20 protein-coding genes are annotated in these 25,708 nt (G+C 66.7%); 13 read left to right on the top strand and 7 right to left on the bottom strand.

From position 1 onward, the window contains the following. The first annotated feature begins 129 nt into the window (after positions 1-129). Positions 130-2,433: a glycoside hydrolase family 3 C-terminal domain-containing protein gene (locus tag J4O76_RS14840; protein ID WP_426282597.1), complete on the top strand. Its 2,304-nt coding sequence runs from the start codon at positions 130-132 to the stop codon at positions 2,431-2,433. A 464-nt stretch (positions 2,434-2,897) separates the two neighbouring features. On the opposite strand, the gene J4O76_RS14835 is transcribed toward J4O76_RS14840, so the two are convergent. After that, entirely contained in the window at positions 2,898-4,712 is a 1,815-nt protein-coding gene (locus tag J4O76_RS14835; RefSeq protein ID WP_426282596.1) for a DUF885 domain-containing protein, read from the bottom strand. 238 nt (positions 4,713-4,950) lie between these two features. Here J4O76_RS14835 and J4O76_RS14830 point away from each other — a divergent pair, with 238 nt between their 5' ends. Continuing rightward, on the top strand, positions 4,951-5,130 hold the full coding sequence (locus tag J4O76_RS14830; protein WP_156362224.1) for a hypothetical protein: 180 nt from the start codon (positions 4,951-4,953) through the stop codon (positions 5,128-5,130). A 45-nt stretch (positions 5,131-5,175) separates the two neighbouring features. Here J4O76_RS14830 and J4O76_RS14825 read toward each other — a convergent pair whose 3' ends face one another. Continuing rightward, positions 5,176-6,264 carry a mannose-1-phosphate guanylyltransferase/mannose-6-phosphate isomerase gene (locus tag J4O76_RS14825; RefSeq protein WP_426282595.1) on the bottom strand — a complete coding sequence of 363 codons (1,089 nt, stop codon included), beginning with the start codon at positions 6,262-6,264 and terminating at the stop codon, positions 5,176-5,178. A gap of 161 nt (positions 6,265-6,425) precedes the next feature. Between J4O76_RS14825 and J4O76_RS14820 the strand changes: the two genes are divergently transcribed. From J4O76_RS14820 to J4O76_RS14800, 5 genes are all read left to right on the top strand, one after another. After that, positions 6,426-7,814: a TIGR03013 family XrtA/PEP-CTERM system glycosyltransferase gene (locus J4O76_RS14820; RefSeq protein ID WP_056484844.1), complete on the top strand. Its 1,389-nt coding sequence runs from the start codon at positions 6,426-6,428 to the stop codon at positions 7,812-7,814. Positions 7,815-7,833: 19 nt separating this feature from the next. Continuing rightward, positions 7,834-9,873 carry an XrtA/PEP-CTERM system histidine kinase PrsK gene (gene prsK / locus J4O76_RS14815; RefSeq protein WP_426282594.1) on the top strand — a complete coding sequence of 680 codons (2,040 nt, stop codon included), beginning with the start codon at positions 7,834-7,836 and terminating at the stop codon, positions 9,871-9,873. Next, the gene (gene prsR / locus J4O76_RS14810) at positions 9,870-11,228 is read left to right on the top strand and encodes a PEP-CTERM-box response regulator transcription factor (RefSeq protein WP_426282593.1); all 1,359 of its coding nucleotides are present in this window, start codon (positions 9,870-9,872) and stop codon (positions 11,226-11,228) included. The genes prsK and prsR overlap by 4 nt, the downstream gene beginning before the upstream one ends. A gap of 103 nt (positions 11,229-11,331) precedes the next feature. Beyond that, entirely contained in the window at positions 11,332-13,242 is a 1,911-nt protein-coding gene (locus J4O76_RS14805; protein WP_426282592.1) for a tetratricopeptide repeat protein, read from the top strand. Between the two features lie 62 nt (positions 13,243-13,304). After that, positions 13,305-14,108, top strand: a complete 804-nt coding sequence (locus J4O76_RS14800) for a DUF815 domain-containing protein (RefSeq protein WP_426282591.1) — start codon at positions 13,305-13,307, stop codon at positions 14,106-14,108. A gap of 43 nt (positions 14,109-14,151) precedes the next feature. Here the strand turns inward: J4O76_RS14800 and J4O76_RS14795 are convergent, their stop codons facing one another. Both J4O76_RS14795 and J4O76_RS14790 read right to left on the bottom strand, forming a co-directional pair. Further along, positions 14,152-14,394, bottom strand: a complete 243-nt coding sequence (locus J4O76_RS14795; RefSeq protein ID WP_082452997.1) for a hypothetical protein — start codon at positions 14,392-14,394, stop codon at positions 14,152-14,154. Between the two features lie 98 nt (positions 14,395-14,492). Further along, entirely contained in the window at positions 14,493-16,274 is a 1,782-nt protein-coding gene (locus J4O76_RS14790) for an ABC-F family ATP-binding cassette domain-containing protein (RefSeq protein ID WP_136189230.1), read from the bottom strand. 121 nt (positions 16,275-16,395) lie between these two features. Here J4O76_RS14790 and J4O76_RS14785 point away from each other — a divergent pair, with 121 nt between their 5' ends. The 3 genes from J4O76_RS14785 to J4O76_RS14775 all read left to right on the top strand — a co-directional run bounded on the left by J4O76_RS14785 (position 16,396) and on the right by J4O76_RS14775 (position 18,807). Then, positions 16,396-16,710, top strand: coding sequence for a hypothetical protein (locus J4O76_RS14785; RefSeq protein ID WP_056061812.1), 315 nt, complete (start codon positions 16,396-16,398; stop codon positions 16,708-16,710). 23 nt (positions 16,711-16,733) lie between these two features. Next, on the top strand, positions 16,734-17,399 hold the full coding sequence (locus tag J4O76_RS14780; protein ID WP_056061146.1) for a response regulator transcription factor: 666 nt from the start codon (positions 16,734-16,736) through the stop codon (positions 17,397-17,399). A 97-nt stretch (positions 17,400-17,496) separates the two neighbouring features. Continuing rightward, entirely contained in the window at positions 17,497-18,807 is a 1,311-nt protein-coding gene (locus J4O76_RS14775) for a sensor histidine kinase (RefSeq protein ID WP_056485281.1), read from the top strand. Positions 18,808-18,926: 119 nt separating this feature from the next. Here J4O76_RS14775 and J4O76_RS14770 read toward each other — a convergent pair whose 3' ends face one another. Continuing rightward, complete coding sequence (locus J4O76_RS14770) at positions 18,927-19,829, bottom strand: prephenate dehydratase (protein WP_426282590.1); 903 nt, start codon at positions 19,827-19,829, stop codon at positions 18,927-18,929. Positions 19,830-19,975: 146 nt separating this feature from the next. Here J4O76_RS14770 and J4O76_RS14765 point away from each other — a divergent pair, with 146 nt between their 5' ends. After that, positions 19,976-20,695 carry a c-type cytochrome gene (locus J4O76_RS14765; protein ID WP_426282589.1) on the top strand — a complete coding sequence of 240 codons (720 nt, stop codon included), beginning with the start codon at positions 19,976-19,978 and terminating at the stop codon, positions 20,693-20,695. A 137-nt stretch (positions 20,696-20,832) separates the two neighbouring features. Here J4O76_RS14765 and J4O76_RS14760 read toward each other — a convergent pair whose 3' ends face one another. Together J4O76_RS14760 and J4O76_RS14755 are read right to left on the bottom strand one after the other, a co-directional pair. Beyond that, positions 20,833-21,717 carry a TIGR00730 family Rossman fold protein gene (locus J4O76_RS14760; RefSeq protein ID WP_056484830.1) on the bottom strand — a complete coding sequence of 295 codons (885 nt, stop codon included), beginning with the start codon at positions 21,715-21,717 and terminating at the stop codon, positions 20,833-20,835. A 46-nt stretch (positions 21,718-21,763) separates the two neighbouring features. Continuing rightward, positions 21,764-22,417 (bottom strand): extensin family protein, encoded by a 654-nt coding sequence (locus tag J4O76_RS14755; protein ID WP_426282588.1) that lies wholly within the window; start codon positions 22,415-22,417, stop codon positions 21,764-21,766. Positions 22,418-22,675: 258 nt separating this feature from the next. Between J4O76_RS14755 and J4O76_RS14750 the strand changes: the two genes are divergently transcribed. Together J4O76_RS14750 and serA are read left to right on the top strand one after the other, a co-directional pair. Then, positions 22,676-23,830 carry a phosphoserine transaminase gene (locus J4O76_RS14750; protein WP_426282587.1) on the top strand — a complete coding sequence of 385 codons (1,155 nt, stop codon included), beginning with the start codon at positions 22,676-22,678 and terminating at the stop codon, positions 23,828-23,830. A gap of 205 nt (positions 23,831-24,035) precedes the next feature. Further along, entirely contained in the window at positions 24,036-25,613 is a 1,578-nt protein-coding gene (gene serA, locus J4O76_RS14745; RefSeq protein ID WP_093398618.1) for a phosphoglycerate dehydrogenase, read from the top strand. Positions 25,614-25,708: the final 95 nt, after the last annotated feature.

Here is a 25,708-nt window from a genome sequence, read left to right as displayed (position 1 = left end):
TTCCACGATCCGGAAACCGACCCACCCCCAACCCCTCCCTTTCAGGGAGGGGAGACCTTGCGACGGCTGGTTGCGGTAACGCGACGAACGCGGCACACACGGCATTCGATCAGCCTGAAAGTGAAGCCCATGACCGCATCCCGTTCCCGCGCCCTGTTCGCCCGCTTGCTCGCGGGATCGGTGCTGGCGATCGCAGCGCCCGCCGTGGCGCAGACGACCAACAACGCACCCGGTGCGGCGGCGGCGCGGACCGAGGCTCCCAAGGCGCAGCCGTGGATGAACACTGCGCTGGGCGCCGATGCGCGCGTCGATCTGCTCCTCAAAGAGATGACGCTCGACGAGAAGCTGCAGCTCACCTTCGGGTACTTTGCAACCAATGCCGACTGGCTGAAGACGCCGGTCAAGAACTGGGTCTATCCGAAGGACGGGCTGGCCGCTTCCGCCGGGATCGTGCCGGGTATCCCGCGGCTCGGCATCCCCAGCCAGTGGCAGACCGATGCCGGCGTCGGTGTCGCCAGCCAGCGGGGGCCGACGCCGCGCCTGCGCACCTCGCTGCCCTCCGGGATCGCTACCGCGTCGACCTGGAACCCCGAACTGGCGCAGGCCGGAGGCGCGATGATCGGCAACGAGGCGTTCCTGTCGGGCTTTAACGTGCAGCTTGCGGGCGGGATGAACCTGACGCGCGAACCGCGGAATGGCCGCAATTTCGAATATGGCGGTGAGGATCCGTTGCTGGCGGGCGTCATCACCGGGCACGAGATCAAGGGAATCCAGTCGCAGCACGTCGTATCGACGATGAAGCATTACGCCTTCAACGGGCAGGAGACGAACCGCAACAATATCGATCACAAGATCGGCGAACAGGCTGCGCGCCAGTCCGACCTGCTCGCGTTCGAGATCGCCAACGAGGTCGGCCAGCCCGGCTCGGTAATGTGCTCGTACAACCGCGTGAACGGCCATTATGCGTGCGAGAACGACTGGCTGCTCAACACGGTGCTGAAGCGCGACTGGGGCTTCAAGGGCTATGTCATGTCCGACTGGGGCGCGACGCATTCGACCAGCGAGGCGGCCAATGCCGGGCTCGACCAGCAATCGGGCTGGGCGTTCGATCGCTCGGCGTATTTTGCCGATGCGCTGCGCGAGGCGGTCAACAACGGGCATGTGACTGAGGCGCGCGCGACCGATATGGCGCGGCGCGTACTGTGGGGAATGTTTTCCGTAGGAGCGTTCGACAAGGTCGTGGCGGGCGATCGTGCGACGACGATCGATTACGCCGCCCATGCTGCAGTGACGCGCGCGGATGCGGAGGAGGGCATCGTCCTGCTTAAGAACACCGCGGGGCTGTTGCCGATCGCCAAGACGGCCAGGTCGATCCTGCTGATCGGCGCGCATGCCGATGTCGGCGTTCTGTCGGGCGGTGGTTCGAGCCAGGTCTATTCGCACAATGCGCCGACCAACGGCTTGATCGTGGCGGACGAGTTCCCGAGTGGCTTCCCGGGTCCCAAGACGTATCACGCGTCGCCGCCGATGAAGGCGTTGCAGGCGCTGACCGGTGCGACCGTGACGTATCTCGACGGTAAGGACGTCAAGGCGGCTGCCGCGGCGGCGCGGAAAGCGGACGTCGTCGTCGTGTTCGGCGAGCAGTGGACCGGCGAGTCGTTCGACGTGCCCGACCTGAACCTGCCGGCTGGCCAGAACGCGCTGATCGATGCGGTCGCGCGGGCGAACGCGAAGACGGTGGTCGTGCTCGAAACCGGCGGGCCGGTGGTGATGCCGTGGCTCGGTAAGGTCGGCGCAGTGCTGGAGGCGTGGTACCCGGGCACGGCGGGCGGCGAGGCGATTGCGCGCGTGCTGACCGGCGAGGTCAATCCGTCGGGGCATCTGCCCGCGACCTTCCCCGCTTCGCTCGCACAGCTGCCGCGGCCCAAGCTCGAGGGCGATCCGAAGCTCGACCGCGATTCGCATCCGATGGGCAATTACGACATCGAGGGCGCCGCGGTCGGTTATAAGTGGTTCGATAAGACCGGCGCGAGGCCGCTGTTCCCGTTCGGCTATGGGCTTTCCTATACGAATTTCGCGATGGGTGGTTTGACCGCCGCGCCTCAGGGCAAGGGGATCAAGGCGGGGTTCTCGGTGAAGAACACGGGTGCAGTGCAGGGCAAGGCTGTCGCGCAGGTCTATGTGTCGGGTGCGGGCTGGGAGGCGCCCAAGCGGCTCGGGGCTTTCCGCAAGGTCGATCTCGCGCCGGGTTCCGAGCAGGCTGTTTCGGTGACGATCGATCCGCGATTGCTGGCGACGTTCGATGTCGCGAGCGGTGGGTGGAAGATCGCTGGCGGCGACTACAAGGTGATGCTGGCGACGTCGGCGGCGGATGTCGTGCAGACGGTGACGGTGCGGGTTGCGGCGCAGACGCTGGATCGTGGGGGGAAGTGAGGGCTCGCCCGTTCGTGCCGAGTAGGCGACGAGTAGCTTCGTAGGAGCGTATCGAGACGGCGTATTGAGGGACGGGGTGTCGCGCGGAACCTATACCTCGATACGAGCCCTCGATACGCCCAAGAGGGCTACTCGGTCTCTACTCGGCACGAACGGGTGTGGAGCGGTGTGCCTGACTCGACGCAGATCGGGTGAGGCGACGCTGCCGGAAAGCGGCATAGGGTGAAGGCCGTCGCCAGGCGAATACCCCCCTTACGTCGTACCGTATTCGTCCCCCTCTCTCGTTGGGAGAGGGAAGGGTGGAAGCGATCCCGATCGATTTACCTGATCCTCCCCCGCCAGGGGCAGGTGGCTGGCGCTTGCCAGACGGAGGGGGAGGTAAAGAATCACCGGGGTTGCGTGTCCTCCCCCTCCGTCACCTTCGGCGCCACCTCCCCCTTGCGGGGGAGGATAAGGGCGCTCGGTTATCCCCGCGCCTTCATTGCCGCGATCCGCTCGTCGACGCGGCGTTCCAGGATCGTGAGCGGCATTGCGCCTTCCTTCAGAATGTCGTGGAACTGCTTCAGGTCGAACTTGTCGCCTAGCGCCGCCTTCGCCTTCATCCGTGCGCGCGTCCACGCCATGTGTCCGACCTTGTAGCTGCACGCCTGCCCGGCCTGCGTGCAGTAACGTTCCACCTCGCGCTGCGTACGGGGCCGGGCGAAGCCGGTCGTCGCGACCATGTAATCGGTCGCCTTCTCGCGGCTCCAGCGCTTCGCATGGATGCCGGTGTCGACCACCAGACGCGTTGCGCGGAACAGGAACGACTGGAGATACCCGGCGCGTTCCAGCGGCGACGCATACGCACCGAGTTCATCTGCGAGCTGCTCCGCGTACAGCGCCCAGCCTTCCGAATAGGCCGAGAAGAAGCCGATCTTGCGCAGCGTCGGGATGTCCTTCGATTCCTGCGCGACGCTGATCTGGAGGTGATGTCCCGGCACGCCCTCGTGATAGGTGAGCGACGGCAGCGTGTATTTCGGCCAGTCGCCGACGTCCTTCAGATTGACGAAGTAGATCGCCGGGCGGCTGCCATCGAGCGAGGCGCGGTTGTAATAGCCGTTCGATGCGCCGTCCTGGATCTCGACCGGGACCGCGCGGATTTCGAGCGGCTGCGTCGGCACTTCGGAGAAGGCCTGGGGCAGCTTGGCGTACATCGCCTTGATGCCGTCGTTCAGGCCGGCGATCAGCTCGGTGCGGCCCTCCGCGGTGTTCGCGTAGAGTTGGTCCGGCGTCACGTTCAGCTTCGCCAAGCGCTCGCCTACCGTGCCGGTAGTGAACCCTTGCGACTTCAGGATCGTGTCGAGCTGCGCGGTGATCTCCGCCACCTGCGCTAGGCCGATGCGGTGGACCTCGTCGGGGCTCATCGTCGTGGTGGTCGCCTGGTTCAGTGCCATCGCGTAGATCGCGTCGCCATTGGGCACGCGCCAGATGCCGTCGCCGGGCTTGGTGGTCGGCTTCAGCCGTTCCATCAGCGTGATCTGGCGATCGAGCGCGGGATAAACCTTCGCGTCGACGATCTTGGCGGCGCGGGTCTGCCAGTCGCCGGTGAGGCCCTTCGCCGCTGCACGCTTTACCAGCGACTGGACAATGCTTGACGTGGCCGCCGGCTGGCTGCGCAGTTTCCGCATCTGGCCGAGCGTCAGGTCTAGCGACCAGCCGGGTGCGAGCAGGCCGCGTGCCGCCTCGGCCTGCTGCATTGCGCTCTCTTGGTCGAGCACCGTGCCGAACTGGTCGAGCCGCGACAGATACGCTTCGGCATCCGGGGTGGCGTTGATGGTATGCGCGGTGTTGAGGAAGTCGGGCACCTGGAAATAGGCGCCGCCCTGCTGGAAGATCCGGTAGGGGCGGATCGGGCTGTCCATGCCGAATTTCTCGGGCGCGGCGATCTGCGTGGCGAGCGAGTAGCGCACGACTTCGAGGTTGAGCTTGGCGGCGGGCGACAGGCCCGCGCCATCGTAGCGAGCGAGACTGGCGAGCGCGGCCTTGGTCTCGGCGACGTCGCGTGCACGCTTGTCGGGTGTGCGTGGCGACAATTGCCCCTTCAGGCGTGCGATCGGTCCCTTGTCGAGGCCAAGCGACGTCGCGAGCTCGGGCGACCGCGCGACGCTCGCTTGGAAGATCCGCTCGAAATCGGCGTTGAGCGCGGTATCGCCGCTCGACTGCGCGAAGGCCGACGACGGCAGCAGCGTTGTGGCGAGCGCGGCGACGCCCCCCGATGCGAGGAACTGGCGACGATCCATGACGAATTCTCCCGTGAACTTTGGCGCATTTAAGCGTATCGGCGCGCGGATCGCCAGCGCTTCCGGGATCGGAATCTCGACGCGTCTGCGGCCGGAACCGGCGCGAAACACGCGCATATGGCGAAACCGCGGGAAACTGCCGGAACAAGCGCGGATATCGTCGGTTTGACCCGAGAGCCCGGCGGTGTCCTTACCCCCCCGAAGGATGCCGTCGGGTGTATGCGTAGGTGAGGTAGACGTGCGAGACGAGACATCCAGGCGTGAAGCCGGCAGGCGTGAAGCCGGCGCACGATTGCACGATGTCGGCGAAAGATTGCGCTCGTCCTGGCAGACTCCCACGGACACGATGATCACCGAGGACATCCCGACGCTGCTCACGCGCCTGTCACAGGTGCCGAAGACCCGCAGGAAACCGTAGTTCGATCGGCCCGGCGTGGAGCCGGACCGATTCTATGTCCTGACCTCAGGTTGTCGGCGCGGCGTTCTTCGCAGCGGTTTTCATGGCCTCGATGAGCTTCTTCACTTCCTGGCTGCGGCCGCGTGGCATGATCAGGACGTCGTTGCCGCTCGCGACCACGATCAGGTCCTCGACGCCGACCAGCGAGACGCGGACGCCGTCGCTGCGGACGAAGCAGTTCTTCGTGTCGATCGCCAGCACATCGCCGTCGCCGTGGCTGCGGTGCGCGTTGCCGTTGCCGTCGGTGTCACTGATCGCGTGGAGCGCGTCCCAGCTGCCGACGTCGTTCCAGCCCATCGCGACCGGCACGACCGCGACCCGGTCGGCCTTTTCCATCACCGCGTAATCGATCGAATCGTCGGGTGAGGCGGCGAACGCGACCGCGTCGGGGTAGATGCGAGTCCCTTCGGTACGCGCCTTGTCCATCGCCTCCTGTGTGGCGGTCAGGATGCCCGGATCGAACTGCGCGAGCGCCTCGAGATAGGCGTCGGCGAGGAACAGGAAGATACCGCCGTTCCAGGCGTGATCGCCACTGGCGAGCATCGACTGCGCCTTGTCGAGCGGGGGCTTCTCGACGAACCGCGCGACGCGGTTGACGCCGGGCTGAAGCTCATCGCCGATCTGGATCCAGCCATAGCCGATTTCGGGCGCATCGGGTGCGATCCCGAACGTGACGAGCCAGCCTTGCGTGACGAGCGGCATCGCCGCCTCGATCGCGGCATGGAAGGCCGGAATGTCGCCGATGACGTGGTCCGATGGCATCACCAGCAACGCGTCGCCGCCGCCACCCGCGGCAATCGCGGCGAGCGCGATGGCGGGCGCGGTGTTGCGGCCGATCGGCTCCAGGATCAACGCCTGCGGGGTTGCGCCGGCCTCGGCCAGCTGCTGCTCGACGAGGTCCGCGTGACGCGCATTGGCGACCACGATCGGCGCGGCGAAGCGATCGCCGAACGCGCGGCCCGCGGTCAGCTGCAGCATCGTCTCGTCTGCGGTCAGCGCCAGCATCTGCTTGGGCATTTCGGGGCGCGACATCGGCCAGAGGCGCGTGCCCGAACCGCCTGAAAGAATAACGGGAACGATCTTACGTGCGGTCATGAAGCCTCCTGCTGGCGCCGAGCTATAACGTGGCAATTTCGCGCGCCAATCGCCGAATGATCGGATTGGCATGCAGTCTTCAGGCTTTTTTGGTGTTTTACTGCGAAACGTGGCGTTCAGGTGTCGGAAGCGTTTACACTGGTGCGTCGGGATAGCGGACGATGATACGGCTCTTCAAGCATTACGTACCCTATGCGGTCCTCCTGCTCGGCCTTGTCGATGCGGTGTTGTTGATCGCGTCGGCGGAGATCGGCTGGATCGTCCGCGCACACCAGATCGGCATGGAGGTCGGGCCGATCCACACCCGGATCGCGCAGTTGCTGACGTTCGCGCTCGCATTGCAGGTCTCGCTGGTCGCGGTCGGGGCGTACGGCGTCGCGTCGTTCCTGTCGCTGCGCTTTGCCGCCGCGCGGCTGGCGGTGGCGTTGTCGCTTGGCGTGATGTTCCTGTCGCTGATCTTCTTCCTCGTCCCCCCGCTCGCGCTGTGGCGATCGAACCTGCTGTACGCGACGGTGATTGCGACCGTCCTGCTCGTCACGGTTCGCGCGGTGCTCGGCAAGACGCTCGGCGGCGAGACGTTCAAGCGGCGGATCGTCGTGCTCGGCGCCGGGACGCGCGCCGCTCGGATCGAGACGCTGGCTGCGCAACCGGGCGTGAACTTCGTCGTCGCAGGCTTCGTCCTGATGGGCGAGGCGGACCCGGTCGTCCAAGGCGCGATGCCGCGCGCCGACATCCCCAATCTCGCTGCGCATATCGTCGACCAGAATGCGAGCGAGGTCGTGCTGGCGCTCGACGAACGCCGCAACGCCCTGCCGATGAAGGATCTGCTCCGCGTCCGCACCACCGGCGTGCAGGTCAGCGAGATATCGAGCTTCCTCGAACGCGAGACGGGACGCATCGACCTGAAAAGCGTCAACCCGTCCTGGCTGATCTTCTCCGACGGGTTCGCCTCCAGCCGGATGCTGTCGAGCGTGTTCAAGCGCGCGTTCGACATCGTCGCCAGCGGGCTGCTGCTGGTGGTCACGCTGCCGATCATCCTGCTCACCGCGATCGCGATCAAGCTCGAGTCGAAGGGGCCAGCCTTTTATCGCCAGCGCCGTGTCGGGCTCTACAACGAGGGCTTCGATATCCTGAAGCTGCGGTCGATGCGGCAGGACGCCGAGGTCGCGGGCAAGGCGGTCTGGGCGGCGGAGGACGATCCGCGGATCACGCGGATCGGTCGCTTCATCCGAAAAGTGCGGATCGACGAACTGCCGCAGACCTGGACCGTGCTGAAGGGCGAGATGAGCTTCGTCGGCCCGCGCCCCGAACGCCCGCAGTTCGTCCAGCAGCTCGAGGAGCAGCTGCCGTTCTACGCCGAGCGGCATATGGTGAAGCCCGGGATCACCGGCTGGGCGCAGATCAATTATCCTTATGGCGCGTCGATCGAGGATGCGCGGCACAAGCTTGAATACGATTTGTATTACGCGAAGAATTATTCGCCGTTCCTCGACATGCTGATCCTGTTGCAGACTCTCCGCGTGGTGTTGTGGCCGGCGGGGGCGCGGTGATTTTCGTAGCTGACCGCGCGTGATCGCGACCCTGGTCCTGTGGAGCCATGCGCTTGCCGCGTTGCTGTTCGGCGCGGTGGCGCTTGGGCAGATGCGGCGGCCGAGCGGGCATTGGCCGCATCGCGCATTGCTGGCGGCACTGGTCGCGACGAGCCTGTGGGCGCTCGCAGTCGCGGGGATCGGGGCGCAGGACATCGCGACTCGCGTCGCGGCGAGCGTTCGCGATGTCGCCTGGCTCGGGTTCATGCTGGCAATGGTGCGGCGCGACCGTACGGGCAACCGGGCGCTGGACGCGGTGTATCTGGTGGTGATGACGCTCGCCGGTGCGGCGGCACTGCTCGCGTTCGTGGAAATGGCCGTGGTACATGACGAGGCGTTCGCCGCGGTGGCATCCGCGCGCGCGATGCTTGGCATGATGGGGGCGGTGAGCGCGCTGGTCCTCACGCATCACCTGTATCAGGCCGCGCCGGCATCGCGGGGCGGCGTGCGGCTGGTGATGCTGGCGCTTGCCGCGATGTGGGGCGTCGACCTGTTGGTGGCGGCCTTGGCCTATGCCTCGACGGTGGCGGCGCCGATCGCGTTCGTCGCGCGGGGCGTCGTGATGATCGGTGTCGCGGCTCTGCTCGTCGTCGGCGTGCACCGCAGCGGCGAGTGGACGCTCGCCTTGTCGCGACCGATCGCGGTGCGAGCCTTGTCGGCGATCGCGCTGGTCCTCTACGCGGGCATCACTGCGCTAGCGACTGCCGTCGTCGCCAGCCTTGCCGGGCCCTATGCGCGGGTGGCGCAGACGGCGATCGTGTTCGGCGCGACGGCGATGGTGGTGGCGCTGCTTTCGACGCCCTGGTTGCGGGCATGGGCCAAGGTGAAGGTGGCCAAGCATTTGTTTCGCCACCGCTATGACTACCGTGCCGAGTGGCAGCGCTTCACCGATACGCTGGGCCGACCCGATTCCGGCGCGGAGTCGCTCGATTGTCGCGTGGTGAAGTCGATCGCCGACCTGACCGACTCGCCCGGGGGGCTGTTGCTGGTGCCCGATGGAGCGTCGCTGGGGCCGGGCGCGACGTGGAACTGGATTGGCATCGCCGATGGTCCGCGTGACGAGACGTTGGCGCGGTATCTCGCGCAGCACGCGCGGATCGTCGAACTGGACCGCGTCCGCGCCGGTACCGCGCCAGGCGGCGACGTGACGAGCGTTCCGGGCTGGCTCCGCGACTGTCCCGAGGCGTGGGCGATCGTGCCTCTGGTGCACGGCGGCACGCTGGTTGGCGCGATCGTGCTGGCGCGCCCACCGGTCGACCGGGCGCTCGACTGGGAGGATTTCGACCTGCTCCGAGTCGCGGGTCGGCAGGCTGCGAGTTACCTTGCCGAGGATCGCGCGCATGCGGCACTGGCGGATGCGGCGCGGTTCGATGAGTTCAATCGACGGTTTGCGTTCATCCTGCACGACATCAAGAACCTCGTCAGCCAGTTGACGCTGGTTGCGCGCAACGCAGAGCGGCACGCTGACAACCCCGATTTCCGCGTCGACATGGTCGCCACCCTCAAGGACTCGTCCGATCGCATGAACGCGCTGCTCGCCCGCCTTTCGCAGCACGGACCCGTCCGGGGCGAACCGCTCCAGCCGCTCGACGTCACCGCGATCGTCGAGCGGGTCGCGACCGGCCGAAAGGCGCAGCACCCGATCGTCGCGCGCGGCGGTCCCGCCTGCGCGCTGGGGCACGCGGCCCGACTCGAACAGGTGCTAGGGCAGCTCGTCCAAAACGCGGTCGAGGCTAGCGCTGCGGATGCGCCCATCCTGTTGACGGTCGAGAAGATCGGCGAACAGGTCGCGATCGACGTGATCGACCAGGGCTATGGCATGACGCCGGGCTTCGTCCGTGACCAGCTGTTCAAGCCGTTCGTGTCGTCCAAGCCCGCCGGCTTCGGGATCGGCGCGTTCGAGGCGCGGCAACTGGTGCACGCGATGGGTGGCGCGCTCGACGTCGCGAGCCGGGAGGGTGAGGGCACGCGCTTCCGTATTCTGTTGCCCGCAGTTGCGGCGCTGGAGGTGGCGGCGTGAGCGGAAACGAGCGCCCCGTCCTGCTGATCGTCGAGGACGACCTCGGGTTGCAGCGGCAATTGCGCTGGGCGTATGAGGGCTATGAGATCGTCGTCGCGAGCGATCGGGCGCAGGCGCTCGATGCGGTGCGCGCGCATGAGCCTGCGGTCGTCACGCTCGATCTCGGCCTGCCGCCCGATCCGGACGGAGTCACCGAAGGGTTTGCCACGCTGCACGACATCCTCGCGATGAAGCCGGATACCAAGGTGATCGTCGCCTCGGGGCACGGCGCGCGCGACAGTGCGTTGCAGGCGATCGCCGACGGCGCCTGGGATTTCTATGCTAAGCCGATCGACATCGACGCGCTTGGCATGATCGTCAGCCGTGCGTTTCATGTCCATGCGCTTGAGACCGAGAACCGCAGGCTTGCCGCGCGGATCGACGCGGGCGGGTTCGGCGGGTTGATCAGCGCTTCGCCCGAAATGGTGGTGGTCACGCGCACGCTGGAGCGGGTCGCCCCCGCCAATGTCTCGGTGATGCTGCTCGGGGCGAGCGGCACCGGCAAGGAACTGCTGGCGCGTGGACTGCACGATGCGTCGCCGCGGTCGCGGGGGAATTTCGTCGCGATCAACTGCGCGGCGATCCCCGAGACTTTGCTCGAAAGCGAGCTGTTCGGTCATGAGAAGGGCGCGTTCACCGGCGCGGTGAAGACGACCGAGGGCAAGATCGAGCAGGCTGGGGGCGGGACGCTGTTCCTCGACGAGATCGGCGACGTGCCGCTCGCGCTGCAGGTGAAGCTGTTGCGGTTCCTCCAGGAGCGCGTGATCGAGCGGGTCGGCGGGCGCAAAGCGATCCCTGTCGATACGCGCATCGTCTGCGCGACTCACCAGAATGTCGACGCGATGGTCGCGGACGGACGGTTCCGCGAGGATCTGTATTACCGGCTCGCGGAGATCGTCGTGCGGATACCGACATTGGCCGAGCGGACCGGCGACGCGGTGCTGCTCGCGCGGCACTTCGTCACGCGCTATGCTCGGACGATGAACCCCGTCGTCACCGGCCTTGCCCCCGATGCGCGCGCCGCGATCGACGGCTGGGGCTGGCCGGGCAACGTCCGCGAGCTGGAGAACCGGATCAAGCGCGCGGTCATCATGGCCGACGGCAAGCTCGTCACGGCGGCCGATCTCGACCTCGACGGCAAGGGCGAGGAGGCCGCCGCGCTCAACCTGCGTGCGGCTCGCGAACTTGCCGACCGGAAGGCGATCCGCCATGCGCTGGCGCGCGCCGACGGCAATATCTCGGGCGCATCGCGGTTGCTTGGGATCAGCCGTCCGACCTTGTACGACCTCCTGAAAAGCTATGATCTCCATGCCTGAGACCGGATCCGCGGCGACGCACACGCATCGTTATCCGTTGCTGAGCCGGGGCCGGCGTCGGCGCCTGAAAATGCGCGGCGTCGTTACCGCGAGATATACACGCTTGGTTGCGATCGGCGTCCTGTGTCTGCTGATCGTCGGTATCGCGATCGCCCTCGCGACCCGTCCGCCACGGCCAGATGCGCGCCGGTCGCTGGTCGACAGCCTGACGACGCTGGCAGCAGGGAACTACAGTGCCGCGCGGACCAACGCGCAGGCCGCGATCAAGGCTGCCCCGACGTTGGGGATCGCGCATGCGGTGCTGGCGCGCGCGTATCTCGAACTGGGCGACGGGCTTGCGGCGGAGGCGGAACTGGCGCGGGCGACCGACGCGGGGTTGCCCGCGGATCGCCTGCATCAACTTCAGGCACATGCGCGATTGCTGCAGGGCGACCCCGATGGCGCGATCGACGAGGCGGCGCAGGCGCAACCGCGGTATGCCGGGTACGCCGCGCGGATCCAGGCGCGGGCGCTCGCGTCGCAAGGCAAGCCGGTAGAGGCGCAGGCGGTGCTTTGGGCGCTGCTCGATCGGGTGCCGAACGATGGCGCGGCGTGGACGGATCTTGGCCGTATCCGGTTGACGGCGGGCGATGTCGGCGGTGCGTCGGTCGCTGCGGCGCGCGCGGTGACGCTGGCGCGGGGCGAACCGGCGGCGCTGACGTTGCAGGGGGAGGTGATCCGCAGCCGCTACGGCCTGGTTGCCGCGCTGCCGTGGTTCGAGGCGGCGTTGCAGCGCGACGCCTATTATCACCCCGCGCTGATCGAATATGCCGCGACGCTGGGCGAGGCAGGGCGGAATGCCGACATGCTGGCGGCGACGCGTCGCGCGCTGCTGGCGCGGCCGGGCAGCCCGCAGGCGTTGTACCTCCAGGCGGTATTGGCAGCACGCGCGGGACGCGTCGATCTGGCGCGCGGGCTACTGCAACGAACTGGCGGCGCGGTTGCCGGCTTGCCGGGTGCTATGCTGCTGTCGGGCAGTCTCGACTATGCGGAGGGGAAGTTCGAACAGGCGGCGGTCACGTGGCGACAGTTGGTCGCGATCCAGCCGCTCAACGTGACCGCGCGCCGACTGCTGGGCGCGGCGCTGCTCCGGTCGGGGGATGCGCAAGGGGCATTGGGCGTGCTGCGGCCGATCGGGCTGCGCTCCGATGCGGACAGTTACGCGCTGACGGTGATCGCGCGGGCGTTCGAGGCGACCGGGGATACCTCGACCGCGGCGCAATTCCTTGATCGTGCAACGGGGGGGCGGACGGCGCCTTCTGCGATCTTCGGTACGGACGATTCGGTCGGCGCATTGTTGGCCGTGGCCGATGCTGCGTCGAATGACCCGACCTATGTGCTGGGGGTGATCCGCGGCCAGATCGCGCGTGGGGATACTGCCGGCGCGATCGCTCGGGCGCGTGCGCTCGTCGCGGCGGGCCCCGGTGCGCCGGCCGCGCAGCTGGCACTTGGGGACGCACTGGTCGTTGCCGGGCGCTATCCCGAGGCGGCCGGCGTCTATGCGCGTGCCGCGGATCTGTCGTTCGACGAACCGACGATGCTGCGTCTGGTCGATGCGCTTGGTCGAGCCGAGCGCGCGCAGGACGCAGCGGCCTCGTTGGCGCTGTATCTGTCGCAGAACCCGCAAAGCCTGACCGGGCTGCGTCTGCTCGGGCATTGGCAGGTTGCGTCGGGGGATTGGGACAAGGCGATCGAGACGCTGGAAGGCGTGCGGCGACGGGTCGGCAATCGCGATGGCGGCGTCTTAATCGATTTGGCGCTTGCCTATGCGGGCAGTGACGATGGCGCCATCGCGGTGCGCTACGGCAAGGCTGCGTACAGCCTCGCGCCGATGAACGCGGCCGCGGCGGATGCTTACGGCGTCGCCCTTGCCGCGAGCGGGAATAGTGATGGTGCGCGCCAACTGCTAGACAAGGCCGTCCGACTCGCGCCGGGGGACGCTGCGATCGCGGGCCATCGCCGACAACTCGGCTGAACGCTACCGGTCCTGCCTTCGGAACCCTTGCCTCTGGGAAGGCGTATCGTCAGAAGCCGCGCATGACCGATCCGCTGGACCGCATCGCCGCCGCGCTTGAGCGCTTGTCGCCGCCCCCGCCGCCGGCTGCCGATCCGCGCGCGCATCCTGCGTATGTCTGGCGTGGCGGGGTGCTCCAGCCGGCGCGCGGGTTTGCGCCGCTGCCGCTCGATATGCTTATCGGTGTCGATCGCCAGAAGGCGTCGCTGCTGGCCAATCTGCGCCATCTCGCGGCGGGGCATGCCGCGCAGGACGTTCTGCTGTGGGGCGCGCGAGGAACCGGCAAGTCGGCGCTCGTTAAAAGTGCGGTGGCTGACGTGCAGGGTTCGGGCGGCGACATTGCGCTGGTCGAGGTCACCGAGCTTGCCGGACTGCCGACGCTGTTCGCAGCCTTGACGCAGGTGAGGCGCGCGTTCGTCGTATTCGTCGACGATCTAGGGTTCGACGTGCCGGCCGAGGCGCGGGCGGTTCGGTCAATGCTGGAGGGTGGGGCGGAACCCCGGCCTGCCAATGTCCGATTGCTGGTGACCGCCAATCGACGGCATCTGGCGCCGCGGGACCTCGCCGAACAGGAACGTGCGATCAATCCGCGCGATTCGGCGGACGATCATCTGGCGCTATCGGATCGCTTTGGCCTCAGCCTTGGCTTTCATGCACTTGATCAGGAAGGGTATCTTGCGATCGTTGCGGCCTATGCGGCGACACATGATCTGGAGTTCGAACCGGGCGAGGCCATCGGTTGGGCTACACGTCGGGGCAGCCGCTCGGGCCGCGTCGCGTGGCAATATATCGTCGATCTAGCCGGTCGCGCCGGCAAGGCGTTGTAATCTCAAAACGGTGGGCCGGTGCCGAAGCACCGGCCCGGCAACATCAGTTGCTGTCCGAATCGTCGTTGTTGTCGTTGACGATGGCGATAACGCCGATCGCTGCAACGCCAGCTACGATCAGGAGGGCGAAGATGCCGCCGCCGCCTGCGAGCTCGTTCTTGCCGGACGTTGCCGAGCCAACGCGTGCGTTCGCAACCGACAGGCTGGCAGGAGCAGCCGACGCTGCAACCGAGGTGGTCATCATTGCAACGGCAAGTGCGCCGCCGGTAAGGGCCTTGAGCTTCATATACATCTCCGCATTAAACAAACAGAACTGCCGCAACGCAGCAATCGCACCGTGGTTCCCGTATTGACCGAAGAGGGAAACGTCCAGCTAAATCTAGTTCAAGAAGTTCCCTCAACCATTTCTGCAAGCTCGAGCCAACGCAGCTCCGCGGCCTCCTTTTCGGCGCGCGCAGCATCCATGGCCTTGGTCAGCTTCGCGAACGTCGCATTGTCGCGCATGTAGAGGTCGGGCTTCGCCAGCTTGACCGCATCGGCTGCCATCTGCGCGTCGAGTTCCTCGATTCGCTTGGGCAGCATCTCGTAGTCGCGCTGGTCCTTGTAGGTCAGTTTCGCGCGGGGCGCCGCAGCGACGGGGGCGGTCGCCGCGACCTTCTTCGAAGCACGCTTGCCGGTCGTCGTCGACACGCGACGCTTTTCCCAATCCTCGTAGCCGCCCGCGACCACGTCGACCGTGCCCGAACCGTCGAGACCGAGCGTGATCGTCACGGTGCGGTCAAGGAAGTCGCGGTCATGGCTGACGATCAGCACGGTGCCGTCGTAATCGCCGATCACCTCCTGCAACAAATCGAGCGTCTCGAGATCGAGGTCGTTGGTCGGCTCGTCGAGCACCAGCAGGTTGGACGGCTTGGCGAACTCACGCGCCAGCAAAAGCCGCGAGCGCTCACCACCCGACAGCGAGCCGATCTTCGCGTCGACCATGTTAGGGTCGAACAGGAAGTCTTTCAGATAGCCGTGGATGTGCTTCCGAACGCCGAGCACGTCGATCCATTCGCCGCCATCGACGACGACTTCGCGGACCGTCTTCTCGGGTGCCATCAGGCTGCGCTGCTGGTCGATCACCACCGCGTCCAGGGTCTGCGCGAGCTTGATCGATCCGCTGTCGGGCTGGATCTCGCCCGTCAGCAGCTTGAGCAAGGTCGACTTGCCCGCACCGTTGCGGCCGACGATTCCTATGCGGTCTCCTCTGGTCACACGTAGCGTCAGGTCGCCGATGATCGTGCGGTCGCCGTATACCTTGGTGACGTTCTTCGCGTCGATCACGACCTTCGACTTGGTGTCGTCGCTGGCGGTCGTCAGGTTTGCCGAGCCCTGCGGCCCGATCATCGAGGCGCGTTCGGCGCGCATTTCGTGCAGCTTGGTGAGGCGGCCCTGGTTGCGCTTGCGCCGGCCGGTGACGCCGCGGAGCAGCCAATGCTCCTCGAGCTTGAGCCGCGCGTCGAGCTTCTCGGCCTGGCGCTGTTCCTCGGCATAGACCTGCTCGGTCCAGGCCTCGAACCCGCCGAAGCCGATCTCCGCACGACGGATCGCACCGCGATCGAGCCACAAGGTCTGCTTGGTGAGGCGGGTCAGGAAGGTGCGGTCATGGCTGATCACGACGAACGCGCCGCGGAAGCGCTTGAGCCAGTCCTCGATCCATTCGATCGCACCGATGTCGAGATGGTTGGTCGGCTCGTCGAGCAGCAGCACGTCGGGGTCCTGCGACAGCGCCCGGACGATCGCCGCGCGGCGCCGCTCGCCACCTGACGCGGAAGCCGCCTCGCGCGACAGGTCGATGCCGAGCTGGTCGGCGATCGAATCCGCCTCGTAGTTCACCGGCGCATCGTCGCCCGCCATCACGTAATCGCGCAGCGTGGCGAAACCGCGCAGATCGGGCTCCTGCTCGAGGATGACGACGCGAGTGCCGGGGACGATCGTCCTGCGGCCCTCATCCGCCTGGACGCTGCCGCCGAGCAATTTTAGCAAGGTCGTCTTGCCGGCGCCGTTGCGGCCGATCAGCGCGAGCCGGTCGCGCGGTCCGATATGGATGTCGAGATTGCGAAAGAGCCATCCCGAGCCCTGGACGAGTCCGAGGCCTTCGAATGCTAAGATTGGTGCTGCCATGTTCGCGCCACGTAGGGGGGCGAAGTGATGCAGGCAAGTTACACCGCGCGGGCATCGTGCTGTCGGCGGCCTGTCGCGATCATTCACAGGCTGTTCAATGCGGGAGGCCTATGCCACCGCCATGAAGATGCTGCTTTTCCTTGCAACCCTGGCCGCTGCGCCGTTTCTGATGGGTGCCGCACCCATGCTGGCGGGCGAGCCCCCGCAGCGCCGCAGCGACCAGATGTCGGCGTTGCAGGCGCGCAAGACCGGAGCGCCGTCTTTGCGCGAGATCGAGTCGCGTGTGATCCCGACGATGCGGGGCGCGCAGTATCTCGGCTCGGACTATGATTCGGGCAGCGCCATTTACACGCTGAAATTCCTGCGCGATGGAACCGTCATCTGGGTCGACGTCGATGGCCGTAACGGCCAGATCGTCGGCCGCACGGGTCGCTGAACACTGTAATCGAGAGGATTGTCATGCGCGTTCTGATCGTCGAGGACGAGCCGAATCTCGGCCAGCAATTGAAGAATACCCTGGAAGGGGCCGGCTATGCGATCGATCTCGCGGTCGATGGCGAGGAAGGGCATTTCCTCGGCTCGACCGAGAATTACGACGCGGTCGTGCTCGACCTCGGCCTGCCGGAAATCGACGGGCTGACGGTGCTCGATCGCTGGCGCAAGGAGGGCAAGACGATGCCCGTGCTGGTGCTGACCGCGCGCGACAGCTGGTCGGACAAGGTCGCGGGCCTCGATGCGGGCGCGGACGATTACGTCGCCAAGCCGTTCCAGAGCGAGGAGCTGATCGCGCGTCTTCGTGCGCTGATCCGTCGTGCTTCGGGCAATGCTTCGTCCGAGCTGACTGCGGGTGACATTCGCCTCGACACGCGCAGCGGCAAGGTGACGCGCGCCGGCGAGCCGGTGAAGCTGACGGCGCAGGAATACAAGCTGCTGAGCTATCTGCTGCACCACAAGGGCAAGGTCGTCAGCCGCACCGAGCTGATCGAGCATATCTACGACCAGGATTTCGATCGTGATTCGAACACGATCGAGGTGTTCGTGACGCGCATCCGCAAGAAGCTTGGCCAGGACGTGATCACGACGATCCGTGGGCTTGGCTACAGCCTCGAAGATCCGGACGCCTGATCGGCTGACGATGGACAGCGCGCCGGTCACAGACACGCCGATAGCGGACGGGCCGATCCGCGTGCCTGCCGCGGTCAAGGGATCGCTGTCGCGGCGGATGATCCTGATCGCGGCGGTGTGGATCGGCGTGCTGCTCAGCGGCGGTGGGTTCGCGCTCGACCGGGTGCTGTCCGCGGCGGTGACGCGCAATTTCGACGACCAACTGGAATATGTGCTGCGGTCGCTGCTTAATTCGTCCGAGATCGGCCCCGACGGCGAGGTGATCTTCTCGCGCGAGGCGGCGGCCGACCAGCGCTTCGTCGAGCCGTATTCAGGGCTGTACTGGCAGGTGTCGGGCAAGGGTCGCGAGGATTTCCCGTCGCGTTCGCTGTGGGATCGGCGGCTCGCGTTCGGCGGGACGCATGACGACCGCAACGCGCATTTCTACGACAGCACACAGTTTCCGGACGAGAAGCTTCGCGTCGTCGAGCGGGACGCGGTGATCCCCGGGTCGAAGGTGCATTGGCGCTTCCAGGTGGCGCAGAGCCGCGACGGGCTCGATGCGCAGATCACGACGTTGCGGCGGACGCTGGTGCGGAGCTTCGCGCTGCTCGCGCTCGGGCTGATCGTGATGGCGGCGCTGCAGACGTTCTACGGGCTGTGGCCGCTGCGGCGGGTGCGCGAGGAGATCGCGCGGATGCGGGCGGGCCAGTCGAACCGCGTGTCGAGCGCGATGCCGGTCGAGGTCGCGCCGATGGTCGAGGAACTCAACGCGCTGATCGAGCATAACGAGCGGCAGGCGGAGGAGGCGCGACGCCATGCCGGCAACCTCGCGCACGCGCTGAAGACGCCGCTGACGGTGATCATGAACGCGGCGACGGCGCAGTCGGACGATCTGGCCGACACGGTCATCCGCGAGGCGCGGACGATGCGGCGGCAGGTCGACCATCACCTCGCGCGGGCGCGGGCTGTAGGGCGTCGTGGGTCTGCGCATAGCCGTGCGGATGTTTGGCCGAGCCTGGAGTCGGTCGAGCGGGCTGTCGGTCGGCTGTACCGGCATGTCCGGATCGACGTGACCGGGCCGCGTGGGCTTCAGGTCCATGTCGAGCGGCAGGATCTTGACGAGATGCTCGGCAACCTGATCGAGAACGCGGCGAAGTACGGAGGCGGCAGCGTGTTCGTGACGGTCGGCGCGCAGTCGGGCTTCGTCGAGTTCCTGGTCGAGGACGACGGCGTCGGCATTCCGGAAGAGGAGCGGGTGCGTATCTTCGATCGGGGTGTGCGGCTGGATACGGGGAAACCGGGGACCGGGCTGGGGCTGGCGATCGTGCGGGACGTGGCGGAGATCTACGAGGGGACGGTCGCGCTTGAGGAGAGCGAGGATCTTGGTGGGTTGCTGGTGCGGCTGAGGTTGCCAGCAGCTAATTAAATCGGCCCGTCAAACGCCTAATTTCCGTTCGTGCTGAGCGAAGTCGAAGCACCGTCGTTTTGGGCATGTCCTTCGACTTCGTTCAGGACGAACGGGGGTTTAGAACTCCCCCCGTATGGTCACCCCCGCGAGCGCGCCTGCCGATACGTCCCCAGCACGCGCAGCCATTTCGAGTGGAACCCCAGTTCCTCCAGCGCATGGTCGAGGTTCGCGTCGCCCGGCTTCCCCACGACATCCGCATAGAATTCCGTCGCGGAGAAGCTGCCGTTGCGCTGGTAGCTTTCGAGCTTGGTGATGTTCACCCCGTTGGTCGCGAACCCACCGACCGCCTTGTAGAGCGCGGCGGGGACGTTCCTGACCTCGAAGATCAGCGTCGTCATCCATTCGCCGCCAACCGGTTCCTGTGCCGCGGGAGGCTTGCCGCCGCGCGCCAGCACGACGAACCGCGTCGTATTGTGGTCCGCATCGGCGATGTCGGTCGCGAGCAGTTCGAGACCATACAGCGCCGCAGCAGCGGGCGGTGCGAGTGCGGCGATCGCGGGGTCGGCCAACTCCGCCACCACTGCCGCGGCGCCTGCGGTGTCGGGATAGCTCACCGGCTCGATCCCGTGCGCCTTCAGCCAGTGCCGACACTGCCCCAGTGCCTGCGGATGGCTCATCGCCTTGCGGATGCCGTCGCGCGGGCCGCAGGCCATTAGTGCGTGGCGGATCGGCAGGAAATGCTCGCCGGTGATCACGAGGCCCGATTCGGGGAGCAGGAAGTGGATGTCGGCGACGCGGCCATGCAGCGAATTCTCGATCGGGATGATCGCGCAATCGGCGCGGCCGTCCTTCACGGCGTCGATCGCGTCGGAGAAATCGAAACTGGGCAGGGGCAGGCCGTCCGGGAACGCCTCGACCGCGGCGACATGGCTGTTCGCGCCCGGTGCACCCTGGAACGCGACGGCGCGCGCGGGCTCGGCGGCGGCGGCGTCGGTCATCCGCGCGACGATCGGGCGGGCGGGTGCGGCGAAGTTTTCCATGCGCCGAGCGCCTAAAGCGCGCTGCCTGCCTGTTCAAGCCGCGTAAAGCGCCGCCGCCCGCCATATACCCGCCCTTCAAGCGCGGCTTGCGGTGCGCGCTCGCGTTTTCTATGGCTATCCCAAACAGAACAGGGCGGATGCACAAGATGGACAATCGGACCAATACGATCGCCGGCTGGGTGCTCGCAGGCTGTGGTGCGGCGCTCGGGCTGTCGATCGTCGGCGGGATGATGTTCCACGGCGAGCGCCCCGAGAAGATGGGCTATGCGATCGAGGGCGTCGTCGCCGAGGGCGGCGAGGGTGCGGCCGCCGAAGTGCCGATCGCCTCGCTGCTGCCGACCGCCGACGCCGCCAAGGGCGCCGAAGTGTTCAAGAAGTGCGCCGCCTGCCACACCATCAACCAGGGCGGCGCGAACGGCGTCGGCCCGAACCTGTACGGCACGGTCGGCGAGGAAATCGCCAAGGGCAAGGCCGGGTACGCCTTCTCGTCGGCGCTGGCAGGGGTCGGCGGCAAGTGGGACTTCGACAAGCTGAACGCGTGGCTGACCTCGCCGCGCAAGTTCGCGCCGGGGACGAAGATGACGTTTGCGGGGCTCGGGAATGCGCAGGATCGCGCAAACGTGATCCTGTATCTGAACCAGCAGGGCTCGAACCTGCCGTTGCCGGCGGCTCCTGCGGCTGGCGCTGCTCCGGCGGCCGGCAAGGATGCCGCGGCGAAGGATCAGCCCGCGACCGCGAATGCGGCGGAGGCAGCGGCAACGAAGGGTGCACCCACCGCGGACATCGCCAACACCGGCACACCCGCCTCCGGCGCGCCGTCGGTCGATCCCGAAGCCGCTCGCAAGGGCGCCCGCTCGGAGAAGTAGCCGCTTCTCCCTCTCCCCTGCGGGGAGAGGGTCGGGGTGAGGGGCTGCCAAGCAGTGCGGCGCCTGGAACAGCCCCTCACCCCAGCCCTCTCCCCGGAAGGGGGAGAGGGAGCAGAAGGTTCCCCTCTCCGGAAGGCTCAGCCCTCGGCCGCTTCCTTCTCGGCACGCTCGCGATAGAACGACTGCACCGCGTCCCAGGCCTCGTCGGCTGTCTCGACATAGCGGAAGATCCCCAGGTCCTTCTCGCTGACGACGCCTTCCTCGACCAGCGCGTCGAAGTTCACGACCCGCTCCCAGAACTGACGCCCGAACAGCAGCACAGGAATCGGCTGGATCTTGCCCGTCTGGATCAGCGTCAGCAGCTCGAACAGTTCGTCGAACGTCCCGAACCCACCCGGAAACGCGGCAAGCGCGCGCGCGTGCAGCAGGAAGTGCATCTTGCGCAGCGCGAAATAGTGGAACTGCACCGACAGCGACGGCGTGACGTACGGGTTTGGCGCCTGCTCGTGCGGCAGGACGATGTTCAGACCGATCGACTCGGCGCCGACGTCGTCCGCGCCGCGGTTGGCGGCTTCCATGATCGACGGACCGCCCCCTGAGCACACTACGAACTGCCGCCAGCCACGCTCGTCGCGGGGCAGCACGCTGACCTTGGCGGCCAGCTCACGCGCGACGTCGTAATATTTCGACTTCTCGACCAGCCGCTCGGCGATTTTCTTCGACTTCTCGTCCGTCGCGAGCTTCAGCAACGCCTGCGCCTTGGACGGCTCGGGAATGCGTGCGGAGCCGTAGAATACGAAGGTCGAGCCGATCTTCGCCTCGTCGAGGACGAGTTCGGTCTTCAGCAGTTCGAGCTGGAACCGCACCGGCCGCAGGTCTTCGCGCAACAGGAAGTCCATGTCCTGGAAGGCGAGCCGGTAATGCGGGTGCTGCGTCTGGGGGGTAGAAACGGAGTCGCGGGCGGACTCGGCATCCTGGCTGGCGTTCGGAAAAACGCGCGATGGTACTCGTGTATCGGTCATTCAGGCGCGATTAGAGGAAACGCGAGGGGAGGGCTAGAGCGGTGCGCTAGCGGCAGAAATTGGCGTGATCGTCTTCGAGATGGAGGTGGTTGCGGTGCGCGGCGTTGTAGTCGGGGCTGAGCACCGTGCCGAACCGCTTGCACGCCGAGGCGCGGATCGTCTGGAGGAATTGGCGGACCTGCGGGTCGGACGAGTTCCAGTCGTTGAGCACGGTGATTCGCCGCCCGTCCTTCAGTACGAACCCGCCGACGTCGATCGCGTTCGCGATCGCGTGGCCCGAGCGGCGGCTGACGTTGCGCGCCGAGCCGACCACGTTGCGGCAGGCGTAACTCCCCATGCTGTCGACCCGCGCGAGTTCGCTGCCGAGCATCTGGTACGCGGCGGGCGCCACCGCGTTGCGCGTCCAGCCGATGAACGCACGTGCCGCGCCGCAGCGGACCGCGGTGAGATTGGCGACGGGCACGCCGATATCGACGAGCTTCACCGTGCCGTTCAGGCCGCATCCGGGGCCGGTCTCGCGGTCGGGCAGGACTTGGAACGAGACGTGGAGCTCGCGCAGGTCGGCGAGGCACTGCGCGGTCTCGCGGTTGCTTGGAACGGAGAGGTTGGGGCGGGTCTTGGTTGGCGCCGTGGGGCGATCGGCACGTCCGCAGGCGGCAAGTGTGAGGGCCAGGCACACGAGCCCCAACCACTTTGTCATGCCGGGCCCTTCGGCCACGCTCAGGAGAGCCTCGTTCCGGCATTCACTTGCAATCTTGTCCCCCATGCCGACGGCCGTGCGGCACGGTGGGCCCCGGAACAAGCCCGGGGTGACGGAGCGAGTTTGGCGCACGGTGGGGCGAGTCCCGCCGCCGCGCGCTTGCAATCGAACGCGGTTGACACCCCGCCGAACGCCGTTAGGGCCGGCGACGGGCCACGCGGTCCCAACGCCGCGCGTGCTCTCTGTGAGGAGAGATACATGACTGATACGACCTACGCACCCGCTACAGATGCGCCTGCGCTGCCCGCTACGAAGCCGGCACGTCCCTTTTTCAGCTCCGGTCCCTGCGCGAAACCTCCGGGTTGGTCCGCGGACAAGCTCGCCACCGATTCGCTCGGTCGCTCGCATCGCTCGAAGATCGGCAAGACCCGCCTCCAGTACAGCATCGACCTGATGCGCGAGCTGTTGAAGCTCCCCGACACGCACCGCATCGGCATCGTCCCCGGTTCCGACACCGGCGCGTACGAGATGGCGATGTGGACAATGCTCGGCGCCAAGCCCGTCACCGCGCTGGCGTGGGAAAGCTTCGGCGAGGGCTGGGTCACCGATGCAGTGAAGCAGCTCAAGATCGACCCTACGGTGGTGCGCGCCGATTACGGCCAGCTGCCCGATCTGGACGCGGTCGATTGGTCGAACGACGTGCTGTTCACCTGGAACGGCACCACCAGCGGCGTGCGCGTGCCGAACGCGGACTGGATCCCGGACGATCGCGAGGGTCTGTCGTTCGCCGATGCGACCAGCGGCGTGTTTGCGTACGATATCGACTGGACCAAGATCGATGTGGCGACCTTCTCGTGGCAGAAGGTGCTCGGCGGGGAGGGCGCGCACGGCGTGCTGATCCTTGGGCCGCGTGCGGTCGAGCGGCTGGAGAGCTATACGCCGGCCTGGCCGCTGCCGAAGGTGTTCCGCTTGGTCTCGAAGGGCAAGCTTACCGAAGGCGTGTTCAAGGGCGAGACGATCAACACGCCGTCGATGCTGGCGGTCGAGGATGCGATCTTCAGTCTCGAATGGGCGAAGTCGCTTGGCGAGGACGGCTTGATCAAGCGCTCGGACGCGAATGCAGCGGCGTTGGACAAGATCGTGGCGGAGCGCGATTGGCTTGGTCATCTGGCGGTCGATCCGGCAACGCGGTCGAAGACCAGCGTGTGCCTCACTGTCGAGGGTGCGGACGAGGCGTTGATCAAGGCGATGGCCTCTGCGCTTGAAAAGGCTGGCGCTGCGTACGACGTGGCGGGCTACCGCGACGCGCCTCCGGGCTTGCGGATCTGGTGCGGTGCGACCGTCGACACCGCCGATATCGAGGCGCTCGGCCCGTGGCTCGACTGGGCCTACGCGACCGCCAAGGCCGCCTAACTAGCTACCGCGTCTTTTACGTCTTCCTTCCAACAACCACCCCCATTCCGTCATCCCGGCGCACGCCGGGACCCATGGACACGGAGCGTCCGCTCATGAAGCGAACCGCAACCGTGGGTCCCGGCGTCCGCCGGGATGACGGGGAGGGGTGAGGATCAGAACGGAAGGCGGCACCCCAATTCACCGAATTTCCAGGAGCAATCCCATGCCAAAAGTCCTTATTTCCGACAAAATGGATCCCCGCGCCGCCCAGATCTTCCGCGAGCGCGGTGTCGAGGTCGACGAGATCACCGGCAAGACGCCTGCCGAACTGATCGCGATCATCGGCGAGTATGACGGCCTTGCTATCCGCAGTTCGACCAAGGTTACCAAGGAAATCCTTGAGCACGCCACCAACCTGAAGGTCGTCGGCCGCGCCGGCATCGGCGTCGACAACGTCGACATCCCCGCCGCGTCGGCGAAGGGCGTAGTCGTGATGAACACGCCGTTCGGCAACTCGATCACCACCGCCGAGCACGCGATCGCGCTGATGTTCGCGCTCGCCCGGCAACTCCCGGAAGCGGACGCTTCCACGCAGGCCGGCAAGTGGGAGAAGAACCGCTTCATGGGTGTCGAGCTGACGTCGAAGACGCTCGGCCTGATCGGTGCGGGCAATATCGGCTCGATCGTCGCCGATCGCGCGCGCGGCCTCAAGATGAAGGTCGTCGCGTTCGATCCGTTCCTGACGCCCGAGCGCGCGATCGAGATCGGCGTCGAGAAGGTCACGCTCGACGAACTGCTCGCGCGTGCCGACTTCATCACGCTGCACACCCCGCTGACCGATCAGACGCGCAACATTCTCTCGGCCGAGGCGCTCGCCAAGACCAAGAAGGGGGTGCGCATCATCAACTGCGCACGCGGCGGCTTGATCGACGAGGTCGCGCTGAAGGCGGCGCTCGATTCGGGCCAGGTCGGCGGCGCAGCGCTCGACGTGTTCGTCGAGGAGCCCGCCAAGGCGTCGCCGCTGTTCAACACGCCGAACTTCGTCAGCACGCCGCATCTTGGCGCGTCGACCACCGAGGCGCAGGTCAACGTCGCGATCCAGGTCGCCGAGCAGATGGCCGATTTCCTGATGTCGGGCGGCGTCACGAATGCGCTCAACATGCCGTCGCTGTCGGCGGAGGAAGCGCCGAAGCTGAAGCCGTACATGGCGCTGGCGGAGAAGCTCGGGTCGCTGGTCGGTCAGTTGACGACGGGTGCGGTGTCGCGGATCTCGGTGCATACCGAGGGCGCGGCGGCGGATCTGAACGCGAAGCCGATCGTGAGTGCGGTGCTGGCGGGCTATCTCCAGACGCAGACCGCGACGGTCAACATGGTCAACGCGCCGGTGCTGGCGCGGGAGCGTGGTCTTGAGGTGCGCGAAGTGCGTACCGAACGTGAGGCGGATTACCATACGCTGCTGCGCGTCTCGGTGAAGACCGAGGATGGCGAGCGTTCGGTGGCGGGTACGTTGTTTGGCGATTCGGCGCCGCGTCTGGTCGAGCTGCTCGGGATCAAGATCGAGGCCGATCTGGCGGGGCCGATGCTGTATGTCGTTAACGAGGATGCGCCGGGGTTCATCGGTCGTCTCGGGACTGCGCTTGGCGAGGCTGGGGTGAATATCGGGACGTTCCATCTTGGGCGCCGGTCTGCGGGTGGCGAGGCTGTGCTGCTGCTGTCGGTTGACGAAGCGGTGACGCCGGACCTGCTGACCAAGGTCCGCGCGCTTCCCGGCGTAAAGACCGCGATGGGCCTCAACTTCTGACAAGACTCCCTCTCCCCTTGGGGAGAGGGTAGGGGAGGGGGGCAGTACCGAGAGATGGCGTTTGGGGCGGCCCCTCTCCCCGGCCCTCTCCCCAA

It is taken from the genome of Sphingomonas sp. NFX23 (genome assembly GCF_049887795.1).
In the GTDB taxonomy this organism is placed as follows: Bacteria; Pseudomonadota; Alphaproteobacteria; order Sphingomonadales; family Sphingomonadaceae; genus Sphingomonas.
This window is presented reverse-complemented; position numbering and strand designations above follow the sequence as displayed.

Coding starts and splice junctions, on each gene's coding strand:
- J4O76_RS14755 (WP_426282588.1), bottom strand. CDS start 22,417: ATGACAAAGTGGTTGGGGCTCGTGTGCCTGGCCCTCACACTTGCCGCC.
- J4O76_RS14820 (WP_056484844.1), top strand. CDS start 6,426: ATGATACGGCTCTTCAAGCATTACGTACCCTATGCGGTCCTCCTGCTC.
- J4O76_RS14760 (WP_056484830.1), bottom strand. CDS start 21,717: ATGACCGATACACGAGTACCATCGCGCGTTTTTCCGAACGCCAGCCAG.
- J4O76_RS14780 (WP_056061146.1), top strand. CDS start 16,734: ATGCGCGTTCTGATCGTCGAGGACGAGCCGAATCTCGGCCAGCAATTG.
- J4O76_RS14825 (WP_426282595.1), bottom strand. CDS start 6,264: ATGACCGCACGTAAGATCGTTCCCGTTATTCTTTCAGGCGGTTCGGGC.
- J4O76_RS14750 (WP_426282587.1), top strand. CDS start 22,676: ATGACTGATACGACCTACGCACCCGCTACAGATGCGCCTGCGCTGCCC.
- J4O76_RS14775 (WP_056485281.1), top strand. CDS start 17,497: ATGATCCTGATCGCGGCGGTGTGGATCGGCGTGCTGCTCAGCGGCGGT.
- J4O76_RS14785 (WP_056061812.1), top strand. CDS start 16,396: ATGAAGATGCTGCTTTTCCTTGCAACCCTGGCCGCTGCGCCGTTTCTG.
- serA (WP_093398618.1), top strand. CDS start 24,036: ATGCCAAAAGTCCTTATTTCCGACAAAATGGATCCCCGCGCCGCCCAG.
- J4O76_RS14770 (WP_426282590.1), bottom strand. CDS start 19,829: ATGGAAAACTTCGCCGCACCCGCCCGCCCGATCGTCGCGCGGATGACC.
- J4O76_RS14835 (WP_426282596.1), bottom strand. CDS start 4,712: ATGGATCGTCGCCAGTTCCTCGCATCGGGGGGCGTCGCCGCGCTCGCC.
- J4O76_RS14800 (WP_426282591.1), top strand. CDS start 13,305: ATGACCGATCCGCTGGACCGCATCGCCGCCGCGCTTGAGCGCTTGTCG.
- J4O76_RS14765 (WP_426282589.1), top strand. CDS start 19,976: ATGGACAATCGGACCAATACGATCGCCGGCTGGGTGCTCGCAGGCTGT.
- J4O76_RS14790 (WP_136189230.1), bottom strand. CDS start 16,274: ATGGCAGCACCAATCTTAGCATTCGAAGGCCTCGGACTCGTCCAGGGC.
- J4O76_RS14840 (WP_426282597.1), top strand. CDS start 130: ATGACCGCATCCCGTTCCCGCGCCCTGTTCGCCCGCTTGCTCGCGGGA.
- J4O76_RS14795 (WP_082452997.1), bottom strand. CDS start 14,394: ATGAAGCTCAAGGCCCTTACCGGCGGCGCACTTGCCGTTGCAATGATG.